Raw genomic sequence first — 17751 nt, forward strand, 5'->3', positions numbered from 1 at the left:
GGGTACCTCCCACGCCCGCAGGGCGTAGGGGGAGTGTCCTCAAACGCCGGACAGGCTGGATTTGCCGGCGGCAATCAGCCTCGCCGGCGTTTGAGGCGCGGGGTCTGGGGCGGAGCCCCAGTTCGGGAAGGGGCGGGGTGGGGAACAGGCCCCCCGCCGGGACCTACCGCGTCGTCGACTCGTGGACGTACTCCACCAGCCGCGTCAACGCGTCCGGATCCGTCGTCGGCAGCACCCCGTGCCCCAGGTTGAACACATGCCCCTCGAGGTCCTTCGCCGCGTCCAGTACCTCACGGGTCTTCGTCTCGATCGCCTCCGCCGAGGAGAACAGCACCGCCGGGTCGAGGTTGCCCTGAAGTGCCTTGCCCGGGCCCACCCGGCGGGCCGCCTCGTCCAGCGGGACGCGCCAGTCGACGCCGACCACGTCCGCCCCCGCCTCGCCCATCAGGCCGAGCAGTTCGCCGGTGCCGACGCCGAAGTGGATGCGCGGGACGCCGTACGCGGCGACCGTGTCGAAGACCTTCGCCGAGGCGGGCATCACCGAGCGGCGGTAGTCCGCGGGGGCGAGCGCGCCGACCCAGGAGTCGAAGAGCTGGACGGCGGAAGCGCCCGCCTCGATCTGGACCTTGAGGAACGCCGAGGTGATCTCCGCGAGCCGGTCCAGCAGGTCGGACCACAGCTGCGGGTCGCCGTACATCAGCGCCTTGGTGTGCTCGTGGTTGCGCGAGGGCCCGCCCTCCACGAGGTAGCTCGCGAGAGTGAACGGCGCACCCGCGAACCCGATCAGCGGGGTGGACCCGAGCTCCTCGGTGAGCATCCCGATCGCCTCGGTGACGTAGTGCACGTCCTCCGGCGTCAGATCGCGCAGCCGTGCCAGGTCGGCCCGCGTGCGGATGGGCTCCGCGACGACCGGGCCGACGCCCGGCTTGATGTCGAGGTCGACGCCGATGGCCTTCAGCGGCACCACGATGTCGCTGAAGTAGATCGCCGCGTCGACCTTGTGGCGCCGTACCGGCTGCAGCGTGATCTCGGTGACGAGCTCCGGCCGCATGCACGACTCGAGCATCGCGGTGCCCTCACGCACCTTCAGGTACTCGGGCAGTGAGCGCCCCGCCTGCCGCATGAACCAGACCGGCGTGTGCGGCACGGGCTCACGCCTGCATGCCTTGAGGAACGCTGAGTCGTGGGTCTTCGTCTGCCGGCCCGGGGATGGGGTGTCCCCGGATCGGGCGGAGCCTCGGGTCAGGGGAAGGTCGTTGGCGCTCACGCCCAGAATCTTCGCACGTACGCGAGAAGTGGCTGCCCCGGCCCGGGTGTCCCTCCCTGCGCGAAGCTCCCGTTCCGCCTACTCTTCCCCGCATGGCTGCGGCTCAGGGACATTCTTCCGATCATTCCAACGGTGCTGACACCTCGGACAACGCGGAGCGGAACGCCGTCCCACGCGCGTTCCTGCAGGCGGTCGACGCGCTGCGGGCGGCCCGGCTGCGGCCGGAGATCGAGGCGGACCCGACGCGGCCCCCTCAGCGGCTGGCCCCGCACGCGTACGCCCTGGAGGCGGCGGTCGTCGACGGCGACGAGGACCTGGCCGACGGCCGCCTGGTGCTCTTGCACGAACCGGCCGGGCACGAGGCATGGCAGGGGACCTTCCGTCTGGTGACGCTGGTGCGCGCCGACCTGGAGCCGGAGATGGCGGCGGATCCGCTGCTTCCGGAGGTCTGCTGGTCGTGGCTGACGGGGGCGCTGGAGGCGCGCGGGCTGACGTACGGGGAGCCGAGCGGAACTGTCACCCGTGCGGGTTCTCACTACTTCGGTGGACTCTCGGACCGCCGTCCGGCGACGCAGATCGAGATCCGCGCGTCGTGGACTCCGCGGGAGGGCCAGGGGGGTGTCCCGGACGCCGCCGCACACCTCGCCGCCTGGTGCGACCTGCTGTGTCAGGTCGCCGGGCTGCCCCCGTCGCCGGCCGGTCCGGCGGACACGGCGACGGGTGTGGTGACCCTTCCGCAGCGGCGCGGGCCGCAGCAGGCATGAGCTGATCCGGCACGAGCCACCGCTCGATCCCCGGGACACTGACCGGACGCCGTGCACATGAACGGTTCGCTCGTAGGATGATCGATCGCCTGTCCGAATTGCCCCGATTATTACTCACCAAATCGTGATCATTCTCTAAAGGCGGGCAGGTTTGCTGCCGAAGAGGTCAATGACCTAACTGCACGGTTCGCCCCGGCTTCATCCCCGAGCCGGCTCCGTCCCGCACCTTTCCAGGAGGCCTGGTGTCCGTTCTACTCGAGCAGCCCGCAAGCCTGGTCGCCTACCGCCCGAACAAGCCGACGGCCATGGTCGTCGTGGCCGACCCGCGCGTCCGTTCCACCGTCACCCGCCACCTGTGGGCACTCGGGGTCCGCGACGTGATCGAGGCGTCGTCCATCGCGGAGGCTCGTCCCCGCGTCGGCAACCCGCGTGACATCTGCGTTGCCGACGTCCACCTGCCCGACGGTTCCGGGCTGACCCTGCTGTCCGAGACCCGCGCCGCGGGCTGGCCCAACGGCCTCGCGCTCTCCGCCGCCGACGACATCGGCGCCGTGCGCAACGCGCTCGCGGGCGGGGTCAAGGGCTATGTGGTCACCGGCACTCGCACCAACATCGGACACCCCACCCGTCCCGGCGCCTCCCCCCTCGGCGCCGCGGCCGGGCGTATGCACCGCCGCCCCCCGGGTGCCCCGAGCCACCCGGGCGGCTACCGCGAGCTGTCCGGACGGGAGGTCGAGGTGCTGCGCCTGGTCGCCGAAGGCCAGTCCAACAAGGCGATCGGAGTCTCGATGGGCCTGTCCGCACTGACCGTCAAGAGCCACCTCGCCCGCATCGCACGCAAACTCGGCACGGGCGACCGCGCCGGAATGGTCGCCGTGGCACTGCGCACCGGCATCATCCACTGACCGCCGTACCGATCTTCCGCGCCCGTCGACGGAACGTTCCGTCGACGGGCGCGTTCCGTTCACAGATACCCTTGACACGTGACCGACGCCCAAGAGACCGCAGCAGAGACAGCACTGCGAACCACCGGGGGCGCTCCCCTGGACGACGTCGAACCGGCGCCGATCCCTTTGCTGGAGCCCCGTGAAGGCATTCCGCCGGTGGTCGCGGACGACCTTGCCCTCGCCGAGGTGATCGCCGCCTTCGCGGCGGGCACCGGCCCCGTCGCCGTCGACGCCGAGCGCGCCTCCGGTTACCGGTACGGCCAGCGGGCCTACCTCGTACAGCTGCGCCGCGAGGGCGCGGGTACGGCGCTGATCGACCCGGTCGGCTGTCCCGACCTGTCCGGGCTCGGCGAGGCGCTGGCCGGTACGGAGTGGATCCTGCACGCGGCCACCCAGGACCTGCCGTGCCTGCGTGAAATAGGCATGCTTCCCACCAGCCTGTTCGACACCGAGCTGGCGGGCCGGCTCGCGGGGTTCCCCCGGGTCGGACTCGGCGCGATGGTCGAGGGCGTGCTCGGCTACGCCCTGGAGAAGGGCCACTCGGCGGTCGACTGGTCCACCCGCCCGCTGCCGGAGCCCTGGCTGCGCTACGCCGCGCTCGACGTGGAACTGCTGGTCGATCTGCGGGACGCGCTGGAGAAGGAGCTGGACCGGCAGGGCAAGCTCGAATGGGCCCACCAGGAGTTCGACGCGATCGTCTCGGCCCCGCCCGCTCCCCCGCGCAAGGACCCGTGGCGCCGCACGTCCGGGATGCACAAGGTGCGCCGACGCCGTCAGATGGCCGTCGTACGGGAGCTGTGGACAGCGCGCGACAAGATCGCACAGCGGCGTGACGTGTCACCCGGCAAGGTGCTCGGCGACGCCGCGATCGTGGAGGCCGCGCTCGCCGTGCCTGTGAACGTGCATGCACTGACCGCACTGCCCGGATTCGGGCACCGGATGGGCCGGCGCGCTCTGGAGCAGTGGCAGTCGGCGGTCGACCGGGCGAGGGAACTGCCCGAGTCGGAGCTGCCGCAGCCCGGCCAGCCGCTGAACGGCCCGCCGCCGCCGCGCGCCTGGGCCGACAAGGATCCGGCGGCCGCGGCACGGCTGTCGGCGGCGCGGGCAGCCGTCTCGGCGCTCGCGGAGGAGCTGAACCTGCCGCAGGAGAACCTGATCACTCCGGACACGGTCCGCCGGGTGTGCTGGGAGCCGCCGGCGGAGTCCTCGGTCGCTGCGGTGTCGGACACGCTGTCCGGTCTCGGAGCCCGCCCCTGGCAGATCGGGCTGGTGGCACCTCTGCTGGCGACCGCGCTGACGGCGCAGCCGGCCTGAGCCGTGTGTGACACGTCCCGCCTGGCGCGCGACGCCCGGCACGCACTCCCCCGGAGCTTCGCCTGGGGGTACCCATTGCGTTGTCGGAGTCATCCAAGTGCGTCCAGTACGAGGATGACCTCCCCCGGCCTCCGGCAGGGCGGTACCCCCACCGCCCTGCGACTGCACGCACCGGACGCCGCGCACCCCGCCCTGCGGGCGGACGGCGCCATGTGCCGGACACGGCCTGGCCGGGGGGCGGGCCCGCTGCGGCGGGCCGTCTCCCCGCACCCGTCCGTGTGACGTTCGCCGCTCCCGCCACGAGGGGTGGGCAACCTGGTTACCCACAAGTAGCATGAGGGCAGCAAGCGCGCGCTTAGCCGCGTGCAACGCAGCAGTGCCACCCCGCACCCTGGAGGAGAGCCATCGTGCCTCGTACCGTCAGGGACGTCGTCTTCGTCGACGGCGTCCGCACCCCGTTCGGCAAGGCGGGCCCGAAGGGCATCTACCACGAGACCCGCGCCGACGACCTCGTCGTGAAGGCGATCCGGGAGCTGCTGCGCCGCAACCCGGGTCTCGACCCCGCCAAGATCGACGAGGTCGCCATCGCCGCGACCACCCAGATCGGTGACCAGGGTCTGACCCTCGGCCGCACCGCGGGCATCCTCGCCGGTCTGCCGCAGTCCGTTCCCGGCTACTCCATCGACCGCATGTGCGCCGGTGCCCTGACCGCCGTCACCTCGGTCGCCGGTTCGATCGCCTTCGGTGCGTACGACGCCGTGATCGCCGGTGGTGTCGAGCACATGGGCCGTCACCCCATGGGTGAGGGTGTCGACCCGAACCCGCGCTTCGTGTCGGAGAAGCTCGTCGACGAGTCCGCCCTCTTCATGGGTATGACCGCCGAGAACCTGCACGACCGTTACCCGCAGATCACCAAGCAGCGCACCGACGAGTACGCCGTGCGCTCGCAGGAGAAGGCCGCCAAGGCGTACGCCGACGGCAAGATCCAGCAGGACCTGGTGCCGGTCTCCGTCCGCCGTACCAACCCCGAGGCCGGGGAGACCGGCTGGGGCCTGGTCACCGCCGACGAGCCGATGCGCCCGGGCACCACGCTGGAGTCCCTCGCGGGTCTGAAGACGCCGTTCCGTGTGCACGGCCGCGTCACCGCGGGCAACGCCGCCGGTCTCAACGACGGTGCCACCGCGTCGATCATCGCCTCCGAGGACTTCGCCCGGGAGAACAACCTCCCGGTCAAGATGCGCCTGGTCTCGTACGCCTTCGCCGGCGTCGAGCCCGAGGTCATGGGCTACGGCCCGATCCCCTCGACCGAGAAGGCTCTCGCCCAGGCGGGCCTCACGATCGAGGACATCAACCTCTTCGAGATCAACGAGGCCTTCGCCGTGCAGGTGCTGGCCTTCCTCGACCACTACGGCATCGCCGACGACGACCCGCGCGTCAACCAGTACGGCGGCGCCATCGCCTACGGCCACCCGCTGGCCTCCTCGGGTGTGCGTCTGATGACGCAGCTGGCCCGCCAGTTCGAGGAGCAGCCGGAGGTCCGCTACGGCCTCACCACGATGTGCGTCGGCTTCGGCATGGGCGCCACCGTGATCTGGGAGAACCCGCACTTCGACGGAGGCAACAAGTGAGCACCACCGCTGAGCTCCTGAAGGGCGCGGCCGAGCTGTTCCCGGACGAGGTCGTCACGCAGGCGCACGTGCGCCACCTCGACCTTCCCGGCGGCGCGGGCACGTTCGCCCTCATCACCCTGGACAACGGCTTCGACCACACCAAGCCGACCACCTTCGGCCCCCAGTCGCTGGCGAACCTGAACGCCGCCATCGACCAGGTCGAGAAGGAGGCCGCCGAGGGTGCGATCGTCGGCGCCGGTGTCACCGGAAAGCCGTTCATCTTCGCGGTCGGCGCCGACCTCAAGGGCGTGGAGCTGCTCAAGCAGCACTCCGACGCGCTGGCCATCGGCAAGGGCGGCCACGAGGTCTTCAAGCGCCTCGCGTCCCTCGCCGTCCCGACCTTCGCGTACTACAACGGCGCGGCCATGGGCGGCGGTGTCGAGGTCGGTCTGCACTGCACCTACCGGACCGTCTCGAAGGCCCTGCCGGCCTTCTCGCTGCCCGAGGTCTTCCTGGGTCTCGTCCCGGGCTGGGGCGGCTGCACGATCCTGCCGAACCTGATCGGCGCGGACCGCGCGGTCTCGGTGATCATCGAGAACTCGCTCAACCAGAACAAGCAGCTCAAGGGCCGGCAGGTCTTCGACCTCGGGATCGCCGACGCGATCTTCGAGGGTGCGGACTTCCTTGAGCAGTCGCTGATCTGGACGGCGTCCGTCCTCAAGGGCGAGACCGCTGTCGAGCGCGCCGAGATCGACCGTGGTGAGGCCTGGGACCAGGCCGTGGCCCGCGGCCGGTTCATCGCCGACTCCAAGGTGCACGGCGCAGCCCCGGCCGCGTACCGCGCCCTCGACATCATCGAGGCGTCCAAGGACGGAGACCTGCAGAAGGGCTTCGACGCCGAGGACGTGGCGCTCGCCGACCTGATCATGGGCGGCGAACTGCGCTCCGGCATCTACGCCTTCAACCTGGTGCAGAAGCGCGGCAAGCGCCCCGCGGGTGCCCCGGACAAGTCGCTGGCCCGCCCGGTCACCAAGGTCGGCGTCGTCGGCGCCGGTCTGATGGCCTCTCAGCTGGCCCTGCTCTTCCTGCGCCGCCTCGAGGTGCCGGTCGTGCTGACCGACATCGACCAGGAGCGCGTCGACAAGGGTGTGGGCTACGTCCACGCCGAGATCGAGAAGCTGCTGGGCAAGGGCCGGATCAACCAGGACAAGGCCAACCGCCTCAAGGCCCTGGTCTCCGGTGTGCTCGACAAGGCCGAGGGCTTCGCGGACGCGGACTTCATCATCGAGGCCGTGTTCGAGGAGATGTCCGTCAAGCAGAAGGTGTTCGCGGAGGTCGAGGCCGTCGCCCCGGCGCACGCGATCCTCGCCACCAACACCTCTTCGCTGTCGGTGACCGAGATGGCCTCCAAGCTCCAGCACCCGGAGCGCGTGGTCGGCTTCCACTTCTTCAACCCCGTCGCGATCCTGCCGCTGCTGGAGATCGTCCGCGGTGAGAAGACGGACGACGCCTCCCTCGCCACCGCCTTCGGTGTCGCGAAGAAGCTGAAGAAGACCGCGGTCCTCACCAAGGACGCCCCGGCGTTCGTCGTGAACCGCATCCTGACCCGCTTCATGGGCGAGATCCAGAACGTCATCGACGAGGGCACCCCGGTGGCCACCGCCGAGAAGGCCATCGAGCCGCTCGGTCTGCCGATGTCGCCGCTGGTGCTGCTCGAGCTCGTCGGCCCGGCCATCGGTCTGCATGTCTCCGAGACCCTCAACCGCTCCTTCCCGGAGCGCTTCACGGTCTCCGAGAACCTGGCCGCGGTCGTCAAGGCCGGCAAGCGCGGCTTCTACGTCTACGACTCGGGCAAGCCCGAGCTGGACCCGGAGGTCGCCGCCCTCCTCAAGCAGGGCGATGTCGTCCTGACGGAGGAGCAGGTCCGCGCCCGCGTCCTGGACGCGGTCGCGCAGGAGATCGGTCTGATGCTCCAGGAGGGTGTCGTGGCCGAGGCCCAGGACATCGACCTCTGCCTGATCACGGGCGCCGGCTGGCCCTTCCACCTGGGCGGCATCACGCCGTACCTGGACCGTGAGGGTGTCTCGGAGCGCGTGAACGGCAAGCCGTTCCTGGCTCAGGGCGTCGCGAGCGTCCCGGCGTAACGCCGACAGCACGAAGCACGGGCCGTACGGGAGGAGTTCCCGTACGGCCCGTGCTCTTTCGCGCCCCTTCGTCCCGGCGGGCCGACCGGATCCGCCGGCCGCGGTCCGCGGCACCGGCTGAAGCAACTGTCCTGCAGCTGTACGGCAAGGCGCCCGTCACGCAGAGGACGACCGCTCGGACTCTCGGCCGGCCCGGTCCCCTTCGAGGACCTCGACGACGTGCTCGCCTTCGTTCCAGAGGGCCGCTGCGATCTCGCCTGCCTCGCGCCGTGTTCACGGACCGCCTCTCCTGACGTTCGCAGGTTGGATCAAGTAGCTTTGCATTCACCTCTTGATCGCTGGAGAGTCACAGTACGTTCCCGTACGATCACTCGGTCGCTCCCCTGCTCGGTACAGGCACGCCCGGACAAGGCCGTGCCACCGGGCCCGTCCGTTCGTCCGCGTGGCAGCAGCCCCCACACCCATGGCGGTTCACGGCGACGCGATGACACCTGCCCGACCGGGCTCAGCACGAAGGTTGGACCATGGCTGACGAAGGCGGCCGCAGAGAGCGGACCGGCTCCGCGAAGCGGCCCGTTCTGCGGATCATTCTCGGAACGCTGCTCGTACTCGTCCTTGCCTCGGCTGGGACCGGCTACTGGCTCTGCAGCAGCCTCGACGACAACATCGAGTCGTTCGACATCGACGACGCCGTCAACGGCGAGCGTCCCGAGAAGCTCGCCACCGGAGCCAAGGACATCCTCGTGCTCGGCTCCGACGCGCGCTCGGGGAACAACAAGGACCTTGCCGGCGGCAACGCGGGCGGCACCGCGCGTTCCGACACCGCCCTGGTCGTCCACGTACCCGAGGGCCGCCAGAAGGCCGTGGCCGTCAGCATTCCGCGCGACACTCTGGTGACTCGGCCCGAGTGCACCGGGAAGAACGGCTCCACACTCCCCTCCGCCGAGCGGGTGATGTTCAACTCCGTCTACACCAGCGCCGGTCCGGCTTGTGTGATCAAGACCGTGGAGAAGATGTCCGGGGTCCGGATCGATCACTACATGGAGATCGACTTCTCCGGCTTCAAGGACCTGGTCGACGCGATCGGCGGCGTGACCGTCGAGGTGGACCAGCCGATCCAGGACAAGGAATCCGGTCTCGACCTCACGGCCGGGGCCCACAAGCTCAACGGCGCCCAGTCGCTGGCCTTCGTCCGGACGCGGCACGGGATCGGCGACGGCAGCGACCTCGGCCGGATCGGTCTGCAGCAGCAGTTCATGCTGGCGCTGCTCAACGAGGTGAAATCGCAGGACCTGCTGGGCAGTCCCGCCAAGTCGTTCACGATCGCGGACTCGCTCACCAAGTCCTTGACCACCGACTCCGGCCTGGACTCGCTCACCAAGCTCGCGGAGTTCGCGCGCAGCATGCAGGGCGTCGCCCCCGCTTCGATGGAGACCATCATGCTGCCGGTCAGGTACGACAAGGCGGACCCGAACCGTGTCGTGGCTGCCGAGCCGCAGGCCGGCCGGCTGTGGCAGGCGGTCCGCGACGACGCGGACATTCCGGCCGCCGCAAAGGAATCCCCGGCGACCGGCGGACCGTGACGCCTGCGCCAACGGCTCAGAAGGAATCTCCTGATCCTTCGTCAACTACCGTGTGGTAGGGCTTGTTTACCGTGAATCCGCGGGTCCAGACTGGCGCCACTTCGCATGCCGGTGTCACCGTCGGCATCGGCCGCCCCCGGCATGCAGGGGTGGTGATCGCCATGCCCAGCAAGGTTGGGTCGGTCAGCCAGATCCGCTACGAGGAGATCGTCGCGGAGCCCGGCAGCTCGTGTCGCAGCAGTCCCGGTGCCAGTTCAATATCGGAGACCTCGCCCTGGAGATCGAGCCACTGCGGGATCGAAGCGGCGCACAGCCTGATCCCGGCGAGGAGTTGTTCACCGTCGAAGAGGCTTTGGGACTGTTCGCCGAGGACATCGGGATCTGGCCGCTCTTCCGGTGTGTCTCGCCGTGGTCCTCAGGGAGTGCTGTCGCAGTTCATCCCGGTCATCGGCACCTATCTGGCCGGGGCCGTGCCCATCCTGGCCGCGTTCGCCGTCGACCCCTGGTACGCGGTGTGGGTGCTGATCTTCGTCGTGGTCTACCAGCAGTTCGAGAACCTGATCCAGCCGAAACTCACGTCCAAAACCGTGGACATCCATCCGGCGGTGGCCTTCGGCTCCGTGATCGCGGGCACCGCACTGCTCGGTGTGGCCGGCACGCTGATCGCCATTCCGGTGGTGGCCACGATGCAGACGTTTCTCGGTGCGTACGTGAAGCGGTACGACGTCGCGGATGATCTGCAGGCACAGGACGGCCGGCGTTACCCGCGCAAGGACGGTCCGTCGCTGCTCGCGCGGCTGCATGGTCTACTGCGCCACCGCGGCCGTTCCTGACCGGGCTTGCCAAGGCCGCCCCCAGGTGAAACAGGGCCGGGTGGGTGACGATGGAGGTGTACTTGCCGACCGTGCTTTTCCAGGAGGAGGCAGCGGCATGACTTATCCCTCCGATTCCTCGGGCACCGGCCCTCCGCGCGGCACCGAGCCACAAGACGCCCCCTTGACCGAAGGCCTGGGCGCCTTGGCGAACATGGGCTGGCAGATCCTGCTCACCACGGGCCTGGCCACGATCGCCCTGGGCGTCGTGGTCTTCGCCTGGCCGGAGGAGACGCTGCGGGTCATCGGCGTACTCTTCGGCATCTACCTGCTGGCTACCGGCGTCTTCCAGCTGGCCGCCGCCTTCGGCACGCACGTCGCCCGGCATCTTCGGGTGCTGCACTTCCTCACGGGTGGGCTCTCCGTCCTGCTGGGGCTGATCTGCTTCCGGGGCACCCTGCAGTCGATCTTTCTGCTCGCTCTGTGGATCGGCTTCAGCTGGCTGCTGCGCGGCATCATGGTGACGGCTGCAGCGGCCTCCGCCAAGGACACGCCGGCACGCGGCTGGCAGCTGTTCTACGGGATCATCAGCACTCTGGCGGGCATCGTGCTGATCGTCTCGCCGTTCACCTCGATCGCCGCACTCACCCTGGCGGTGGGCGTCATGGCCGTGGTCCTCGGGGTGGTCGAGGTGTTCCAGGCCATCAGAATGCGCGTCGAAGTCGGTCGCCTCGCTCCGGGTGGCACTGCCACACAGCGGCGGCCCCTGTTCCACCGCCCGCACCCCCAGCACTGATCACCGGGACCGGACCGGCCAGCCACGGACGAGCGGCGAAGCGGCACTCCATGCAGCGGGCAGGCACCTCGGTCAGCGCCTGCACCACACGGTCAGGGTCCCGTCAGCCCCACGCTTTCATGAAGCGGGATGTCCAGCAGATGCTCCGCGCAGGCGGATGGGGCGAGCGGAGTGCAGCGCGGACGTCACGCTCGGCCGACTCCGGTGAGCAAGGGATACGGGAGTCTGGCACTCAGGGACGTCCCCTCAGTGGCGCATCGCGCGCTCCGGCGGCATCCCCGGCCGGTCCTTCGGCAGCAGCAAACGCAGGGCACCCGGCCGGATACCGCACACGACGGGCAGAGGAAGCCGCACCGCTTCGCCGTCGACGCCCGCGTCAAGATGCCGCACCTCACCGTGCAGCGTGATGCCGGGAGCAGACCAGATGACGGCCCCATCCCCCGCAGACCCGGCACCGCGCTTGTGCTGTCGCAGTTCGCCGCGCAGATGCCGCAGGAGATCCGGGGGAGCCTGCGCCCGGCGCTTGAGAACGATGACGCCCAGCTGTCCCGTGCTGAGGGAGAAGCGACGCCCCAGCCAACGCGGTGTGGCCAGGTGGTAAGGGTTATTGGAAATCAGCACAACCTGCGGGAACTCGACGGTCCCCCATGGTGTGTCCACGCGGGCCTCGACCCACTGCTTGCCCTTGGCATAGTCGGGTGCCACTGCGGCAAACGCGCGAGGCTTGTCCTCCCGGTACCCGGGCTCCAGCAGGGCATCGGCGTACACACCGAAAGAGACGTTGTTGACGAAGACACGCGAGCCGAGCACCCCCAGGTCCACCTGCGCGGGCTCACCGTCGACCAGGGCGTCCAGTGCCCGCCCCGGATCGCTCAGATCAAGGCCCAGGTCCCGGGCGAAGTGGTTGCGGGTGCCCGCCGGGACCACGACCAGCGACCGGCCCGCATCGGCGGCCACCGCGGCAACCGCCGACACGGTGCCGTCACCGCCCGCGACCCCCAGCACCTGCGCCCCCTCCACCACGGCGTTCCTCGCGAGCGACGCCGCGTCCTTCTCCGTGCTGGTCGTCCAGACCTGGGCTCCCATGCCCTCGGCCCGCTGTACCAGGCCGTAACGAGCCGTCTTGCCGCCGCCCGAGCGTGGATTCATCACGATCACCACCCGGGCACGCGTCCGAGCGCCGGCCATCACCGCATCCACTCTCGGTGTTCAGGCGGTGAGAAGGAATTGCCAGCCCATGTTCGCCAAGGTAGCCAGGCTTCCGCCGAGCAAGGGTCCTGTGGTGCGGTGCCGTGCGGGGGCATGGTGCCGGTGCCTGCTGGGGTTTCGGAGGGGGATGTCATGCCGCCTCACCCTCCAGGTAGAGGGGTGGATCGGTTCCCCTCCATCTTCACTCCGCCCAGCCCCGTATTGCCTGGCGGGAGGTGGTCAACGGAGAGTTGCAGGGTCGGTTCCGTCGCCCTGGGCCGCTTCGGGCGATCTCTCTGCGATGCCGGCAGCGCCGAGAACTCCTCGCTCCAGAAAGCTTGCCGACGCCTCCGGCGGAAACTCCTCCAGCCCACCCCGCATCCCTCTGGCTCACCCTCGGCTGCGTGAACGAGCCGGGGCGTGGTCGGCGGGCAGAGCTCCAGCTGCGGGTCAGTAGCTTCTGGGACCCGGTCGGTGCCGGGTGAATGAACGCGAACGAACGAGCCCGAGCACTGTTTCGCCCGTAGATTGGAAGTCCAGGCAGTCGCGCTCGCGGCCACGGAGAGCGCGTGATGACAGCGGACGCGGAAGGTGCTCGACCTTCAACCGCGTCAACGTGCCGTGCAGGATGGGTAGTTCCTCGTTCGTGTGCTCCAGCCAGGGGCCGCGGTGGGTGAGCCTGGGGTGCATCCGGTCCCAGGCTGTCGCCTCGGCCTTGCCGTAGCGGGTGGTGTCCGTGGCCGTCGTGACTTCGGGCTCGTGCCAGGTCTCGGGCTTCTTGAACGTGAGGACGCCGCCGTGCCTGCGGGGCCGCCCACCCTTCGGCCCGGAGCGGGCGGGACCAGCGTCGCGGAGCATGACGCGGTCCGAGCGCAGGCGTCCGACCAGCACGACGGGCAGGTCGGCGAGAGCGTGGGTCAGGTAGGCGACATCGTAGCCGGAGTCCATGACGATCAGGATGTCCGGATCGCCCGGCCTCCAGTGGCCGGCCCTCGTCAACCGCCGGACGATAGCGCGGAGTTGGGTGGCGGTGACGATGGTCGCATCGTCGGCCGGGCCCAAGCGGACCGCGTCCAGCAACGCGACCCAGGAGGTGCGGCCGGACTCCAGGGCGGCGACGAAGGAATACGGCCAGCCGGGCACGAACTGGTCCGAGCTGCGGTCACCGCGTCCGTAGACGTGGCAGAACAACCGCTCGTCGCTGGTCGGTGCATCGGGCCGCAGCCAGTGCGACACATCCACAGCGAGCACGATCCGCCCGTCGGCCGCCCTCGGCAGCGGCAGGCCGGCCAGAGCGCGGCGCAACCGCGCCTGTTCAACCCAGCCCCGGTCCAGGGCGGCGTACAGCGCGCCGTGCCCGCGCCGGTGCTCGGCCGCCAACGACAGCTCGACCAAGGTCTTCACCGGCCCGTCCGCACACAACACCGCCTCCGTGAGCTCGAAGAGCGCATCCGCGCGGGCGTAGAGACTCTCGTAGAACTCGACCCGAAAGCGGGACAACACGTCCAACGCCTCGCCTGCGGACGCATCGACAGACAGACTCATACACAGCGGCCGTTCTCTCATACTTCGTGACTCGACATCTCGAAGCGTGGAGAACGGCCGCCTCCGCTGTCCCGGAAAGAACCGCAGATCAGCAGGTCGGGTGACCTGCGAGGTTAAACGCCAAGCTTAGAAAATGGCGTCCTTGCCCACCTTGCCCAGTCGGCTGTGGGAGCGCCCGTAGAGGAAGTACACGACGACGCCGATCAGCATCCAGACACCGAACCGGAGCCAGGTCTCGGTCGGCAGGTTGAGCATGAGCCAGAGCGACGCCGCGATCGACAGGATCGGGACCACCGGCACCCAGGGGGTACGGAAGGCGCGGTGCAGGTCGGGGCGGGTGCGGCGGAGGACGATGACGCCGAGCGCCACGACGACGAAGGCGAAGAGCGTTCCGATGTTCACCAGTTCCGCGAGCTTCTCGAGGCTGGTGAAGCCCGCGATGATGGCGATCACCACGCCGAGCACAACGGTCGCCCGGTAGGGGGTGCGGAACTTCGGGTGGGTGATGGAGAAGAAGCGCGGCAGCAGTCCGTCACGGCTCATCGCGAAGAACACCCGGGTCTGGCCGAGCAGAAGGATCATGGAGACGGTGATGAGGCCGACGGCCGCGCCGAGGCTGATGGCACCCGCGAAGAAGGGCTGGTCCACGGACTTGAAGGCTTCGGCGAGCGGGGCGGTCGCCGACATCTCCTTGTAGTACTGCATACCGGTGACCACCAGCGTCACGGCCACGTAGAGCACCGTGCAGATGAGCAGCGAGCCGAGGATGCCGCGCGGCATGTCCCGCTGAGGGTTCCGGGTCTCTTCGGCGGCGGTGGCCACGACGTCGAAGCCGATGAAGGCGAAGAAGACGAGAGAGGCCGCGGTGAAGATGCCCATGACGCCGAAGTTGGTGGGCTCGAATCCGAAGAGCACCTGGACCAGCGGCGCGTGGAGGCCACTGCCGACGGGCTGCGGCACGGCCGGGGGAATGAACGGGGAGTAGTTGTCGGCCTTGATGAAGAACAGGCCCGCGATGATGACCATCAGCACGACGGTGACCTTGATGGCGACCACGATCGCGGTGATCCGGGCCGAGAGCTTCGTTCCGACGACCAGGATGGCCGTCAGCACCAGGACGAGCAGGAATGCCAGCAGGTCGAAGTGTCCTCCCTCGTCGGGCCCGGACAGCGCGACGGGCATGTCCCAGCCCAGGTTGGTGCTCATGAGGTGGCGCACGTACCCGGACCAGCCGACCGCCACCACGGCGGTGCCGAGAGCGAATTCGAGGACCAGGTCCCAGCCGATGATCCAGGCGGGCAGTTCCCCGATCGAGGCGTAGGAGAAGGTGTACGCCGAGCCGGCCACCGGCACCGTGGACGCGAACTCGGCGTAGCAGAGCGCCGCGAGGGCACAGACGATGCCCGCGGCCACGAAGGAGAGGGCGGTGGCGGGTCCGGCGTTGTTCCGCGCCGCGATGCCGGTGAGCACGAAGATGCCGGTACCGATGATGACGCCGACGCCGAAGACCGTCAGATCCCATGCGGACAGGGACTTCCTCAGCGCGTGCTCGGGCTCCTCCGTGTCGCGGATGGACTGCTCCACAGTCTTGGTGCGGAACACCCCGGTGCTCTGGGGGGGCTTTTGGTCTGTGCTCACCGGCGTACCTCCGTAGCCATGGCCGTAGACCCATGATCGAGAGGGGTGCCGGACCTCGCGCGCCCTCCCGATGCGTTTCACACGAAAGGGCCGGTCGGAAACCCCGAGGGGTGCTCCGACCGGCCCAATGTGTACGCCGGATGGGGCAGGTCAGTCCCGGGCGGGCTCCACGGCCTCGCTCTCGAGACGCCCGTCGATCCTGGCCACCAGGCCGGTGACCTGGCGCGCGATGTCCGGGGCGGTCAGCCCGATCTCCGCCATGACCTCCTTGCGCGAGGCGTGGTCCAGGAAGCGCGGTGGAATGCCGAAGTCGCGCAGCGGCAGGTCGATGCCCGCGTCGCGCAGTGCCTGGGCGATCGCCGAGCCGACACCGCCGACCCGGCTGTTGTCCTCGACGGTGACGATCACACGGTGCTGCTCGGCGAGCGGCGCGAGCGCCTCGTCGACCGGCTTGACCCAGCGCGGGTCGACCACGGTCGCCGAGATGCCCTGGGCATCCAGCAGATCGGCGATCTCCAGGCACATGGGGGCCAGGGCACCGACGGAGACGAGCAGCACGTCCGGCCGGTCCGTGTCCGGACGGCGCAGGACGTCCATGCCGCCGGCCTTGCCCACGGCCTTGACGGCCGGGCCGACCGCACCCTTGGAGAAGCGCACCACGGTCGGCGCGTCGTCGATCTCCACGGCCTCGCGCAGCTGGGCGCGCACCTGGTCGGCGTCGCGCGGGGCGGCGATGCGCAGGCCCGGGACGACCTGAAGGATCGACATGTCCCACATGCCGTTGTGCGAGGCGCCGTCGGTACCGGTGACACCGGCCCGGTCGAGGACGAACGTGACACCGCACTTGTGCAGCGCCACGTCCATGAGGACCTGGTCGAAGGCGCGGTTGAGGAAGGTGGCGTACACGGCGAAGACGGGGTGCAGACCGCCGGTCGCCAGGCCCGCGGCCGAGACCGCGCCGTGCTGCTCGGCGATGCCGACGTCGTACACCCGGTCGGGGAAGGCCTTGGCGAACTTGTCGAGGCCGACCGGCTGGAGCATCGCGGCCGTGATGGCGACGATGTCCTCGCGCTCCCGGCCGAGCTTGACCATCTCCTCGCCGAAGACCGAGGTCCAGTCGAGGCCGGAGCTCGCGATCGGCAGACCGGTGTCCGGGTGGATCTTGCCGACGGCGTGGAAGCGGTCCGCCTCGTCCTGGAGGGCGGGCTGGTAGCCGCGGCCCTTCTCGGTGAGGCAGTGCACGATCACGGGCCCGCCGAAGCGCTTGGCGCGGGCGAGGGCGGACTCGAGGGCGGCGATGTCGTGACCGTCGATGGGGCCGACGTACTTCAGGCCGAGGTCCTCGAACATGCCCTGCGGGGCGATGAAGTCCTTGAGACCCTTCTTGGCGCCGTGCAGGGTCTCGTAGAGCGGCCTCCCGACGACCGGGGTGCGCTCCAGGATGTCCTTGCCGCGGGCCAGGAACCGCTCGTAGCCGTCGGTGGTGCGCAGGGTGGCCAGGTGGTTGGCGAGGCCGCCGATCGTCGGGGCGTAGGAGCGCTCGTTGTCGTTGACGACGATGACCAGCGGGCGGTCCTTGGCGGCCGCGATGTTGTTCAGCGCCTCCCAGGCCATACCGCCGGTGAGGGCACCGTCACCGATGACGGCGACGACATGGTCGTCCTTCTTCAGCACCTCGTTGGCCTTGGCGAGGCCGTCGGCCCAGCCCAGCACGGTGGAGGCGTGGGAGTTCTCGATGATGTCGTGCTCGGACTCGGCCTGCGAGGGGTAGCCGGAGAGGCCGCCCTTCATCTTGAGCCTGGAGAAGTCCTGACGGCCTGTGAGCAGCTTGTGCACATAGCTCTGGTGGCCGGTGTCCCACAGGACCTTGTCCTTCGGGGAGTCGAAGACACGATGCAGGGCGATGGTGAGCTCGACCACGCCGAGGTTGGGGCCGAGGTGGCCGCCGGTCTTGGAGACGGCGTCCACCAGGAAGGCGCGGATTTCTGCGGCCAGCTGCTCCAACTGCTCCGGGCCGAGCCGGTCCAGGTCGCGCGGTCCCTCCATACGGGAAAGCAGTGCCACCCGTGCCTCCTTGCTTCGAGCTGCATTCGAGTTGATCGAGCTTGCCGATTGCCCGAGTCTAATGTTCCGGTCACGATCT

Annotated in this window: 11 protein-coding genes and 2 pseudogenes; 8 read left to right on the top strand and 5 right to left on the bottom strand. The window is 69.4% G+C overall.

The features are described from left to right. Positions 1–163: 163 nt before the first annotated feature. Positions 164–1246, bottom strand: coding sequence for a uroporphyrinogen decarboxylase (hemE, locus tag OHS70_RS07830; protein WP_328405482.1), 1083 nt, complete (start codon positions 1244–1246; stop codon positions 164–166). A gap of 113 nt (positions 1247–1359) precedes the next feature. Between hemE and OHS70_RS07835 the strand changes: the two genes are divergently transcribed. From OHS70_RS07835 to OHS70_RS07870, 8 genes and pseudogenes are all read left to right on the top strand, one after another. Continuing rightward, on the top strand, positions 1360–2031 hold the full coding sequence (locus tag OHS70_RS07835) for a DUF3000 domain-containing protein (protein WP_328395061.1): 672 nt from the start codon (positions 1360–1362) through the stop codon (positions 2029–2031). Between the two features lie 242 nt (positions 2032–2273). Beyond that, complete coding sequence (locus OHS70_RS07840; RefSeq protein WP_328395063.1) at positions 2274–2936, top strand: helix-turn-helix transcriptional regulator; 663 nt, start codon at positions 2274–2276, stop codon at positions 2934–2936. Positions 2937–3014: 78 nt separating this feature from the next. Beyond that, the gene (locus OHS70_RS07845; RefSeq protein ID WP_328395065.1) at positions 3015–4292 is read left to right on the top strand and encodes a ribonuclease D; all 1278 of its coding nucleotides are present in this window, start codon (positions 3015–3017) and stop codon (positions 4290–4292) included. Positions 4293–4699: 407 nt separating this feature from the next. Then, positions 4700–5920: a thiolase family protein gene (locus tag OHS70_RS07850; RefSeq protein ID WP_328395067.1), complete on the top strand. Its 1221-nt coding sequence runs from the start codon at positions 4700–4702 to the stop codon at positions 5918–5920. Continuing rightward, the gene (locus tag OHS70_RS07855; protein ID WP_328395069.1) at positions 5917–8046 is read left to right on the top strand and encodes a 3-hydroxyacyl-CoA dehydrogenase NAD-binding domain-containing protein; all 2130 of its coding nucleotides are present in this window, start codon (positions 5917–5919) and stop codon (positions 8044–8046) included. Before OHS70_RS07850 ends, OHS70_RS07855 begins: the two co-directional genes overlap by 4 nt. 524 nt (positions 8047–8570) lie before the next feature. Next, positions 8571–9629: an LCP family protein gene (locus OHS70_RS07860; RefSeq protein ID WP_328395071.1), complete on the top strand. Its 1059-nt coding sequence runs from the start codon at positions 8571–8573 to the stop codon at positions 9627–9629. Between the two features lie 419 nt (positions 9630–10048). Further along, positions 10049–10462 (top strand): annotated as a pseudogene (locus tag OHS70_RS07865) (AI-2E family transporter); the annotation flags it as partial. Positions 10463–10559: 97 nt separating this feature from the next. Further along, positions 10560–11237: an HdeD family acid-resistance protein gene (locus OHS70_RS07870; protein ID WP_328395073.1), complete on the top strand. Its 678-nt coding sequence runs from the start codon at positions 10560–10562 to the stop codon at positions 11235–11237. A 246-nt stretch (positions 11238–11483) separates the two neighbouring features. Here OHS70_RS07870 and OHS70_RS07875 read toward each other — a convergent pair whose 3' ends face one another. From OHS70_RS07875 to dxs, 4 genes and pseudogenes are all read right to left on the bottom strand, one after another. Continuing rightward, on the bottom strand, positions 11484–12425 hold the full coding sequence (locus OHS70_RS07875; RefSeq protein WP_328395075.1) for a diacylglycerol/lipid kinase family protein: 942 nt from the start codon (positions 12423–12425) through the stop codon (positions 11484–11486). A gap of 585 nt (positions 12426–13010) precedes the next feature. Beyond that, positions 13011–13970: pseudogene (locus OHS70_RS07880) on the bottom strand (transposase); the annotation flags it as partial. A 126-nt stretch (positions 13971–14096) separates the two neighbouring features. After that, positions 14097–15608 (bottom strand): amino acid permease, encoded by a 1512-nt coding sequence (locus OHS70_RS07885; protein ID WP_328395077.1) that lies wholly within the window; start codon positions 15606–15608, stop codon positions 14097–14099. Positions 15609–15758: 150 nt separating this feature from the next. After that, positions 15759–17672, bottom strand: a complete 1914-nt coding sequence (gene dxs / locus OHS70_RS07890; RefSeq protein WP_328395079.1) for a 1-deoxy-D-xylulose-5-phosphate synthase — start codon at positions 17670–17672, stop codon at positions 15759–15761. Positions 17673–17751: the final 79 nt, after the last annotated feature.

The organism is Streptomyces sp. NBC_00390 (genome assembly GCF_036057275.1).
Taxonomy (GTDB): domain Bacteria; phylum Actinomycetota; class Actinomycetes; order Streptomycetales; family Streptomycetaceae; genus Streptomyces.

Coding starts and splice junctions, on each gene's coding strand:
- OHS70_RS07835 (WP_328395061.1), top strand. CDS start 1,360: ATGGCTGCGGCTCAGGGACATTCTTCCGATCATTCCAACGGTGCTGAC.
- OHS70_RS07860 (WP_328395071.1), top strand. CDS start 8,571: ATGGCTGACGAAGGCGGCCGCAGAGAGCGGACCGGCTCCGCGAAGCGG.
- OHS70_RS07870 (WP_328395073.1), top strand. CDS start 10,560: ATGACTTATCCCTCCGATTCCTCGGGCACCGGCCCTCCGCGCGGCACC.
- OHS70_RS07875 (WP_328395075.1), bottom strand. CDS start 12,425: ATGGCCGGCGCTCGGACGCGTGCCCGGGTGGTGATCGTGATGAATCCA.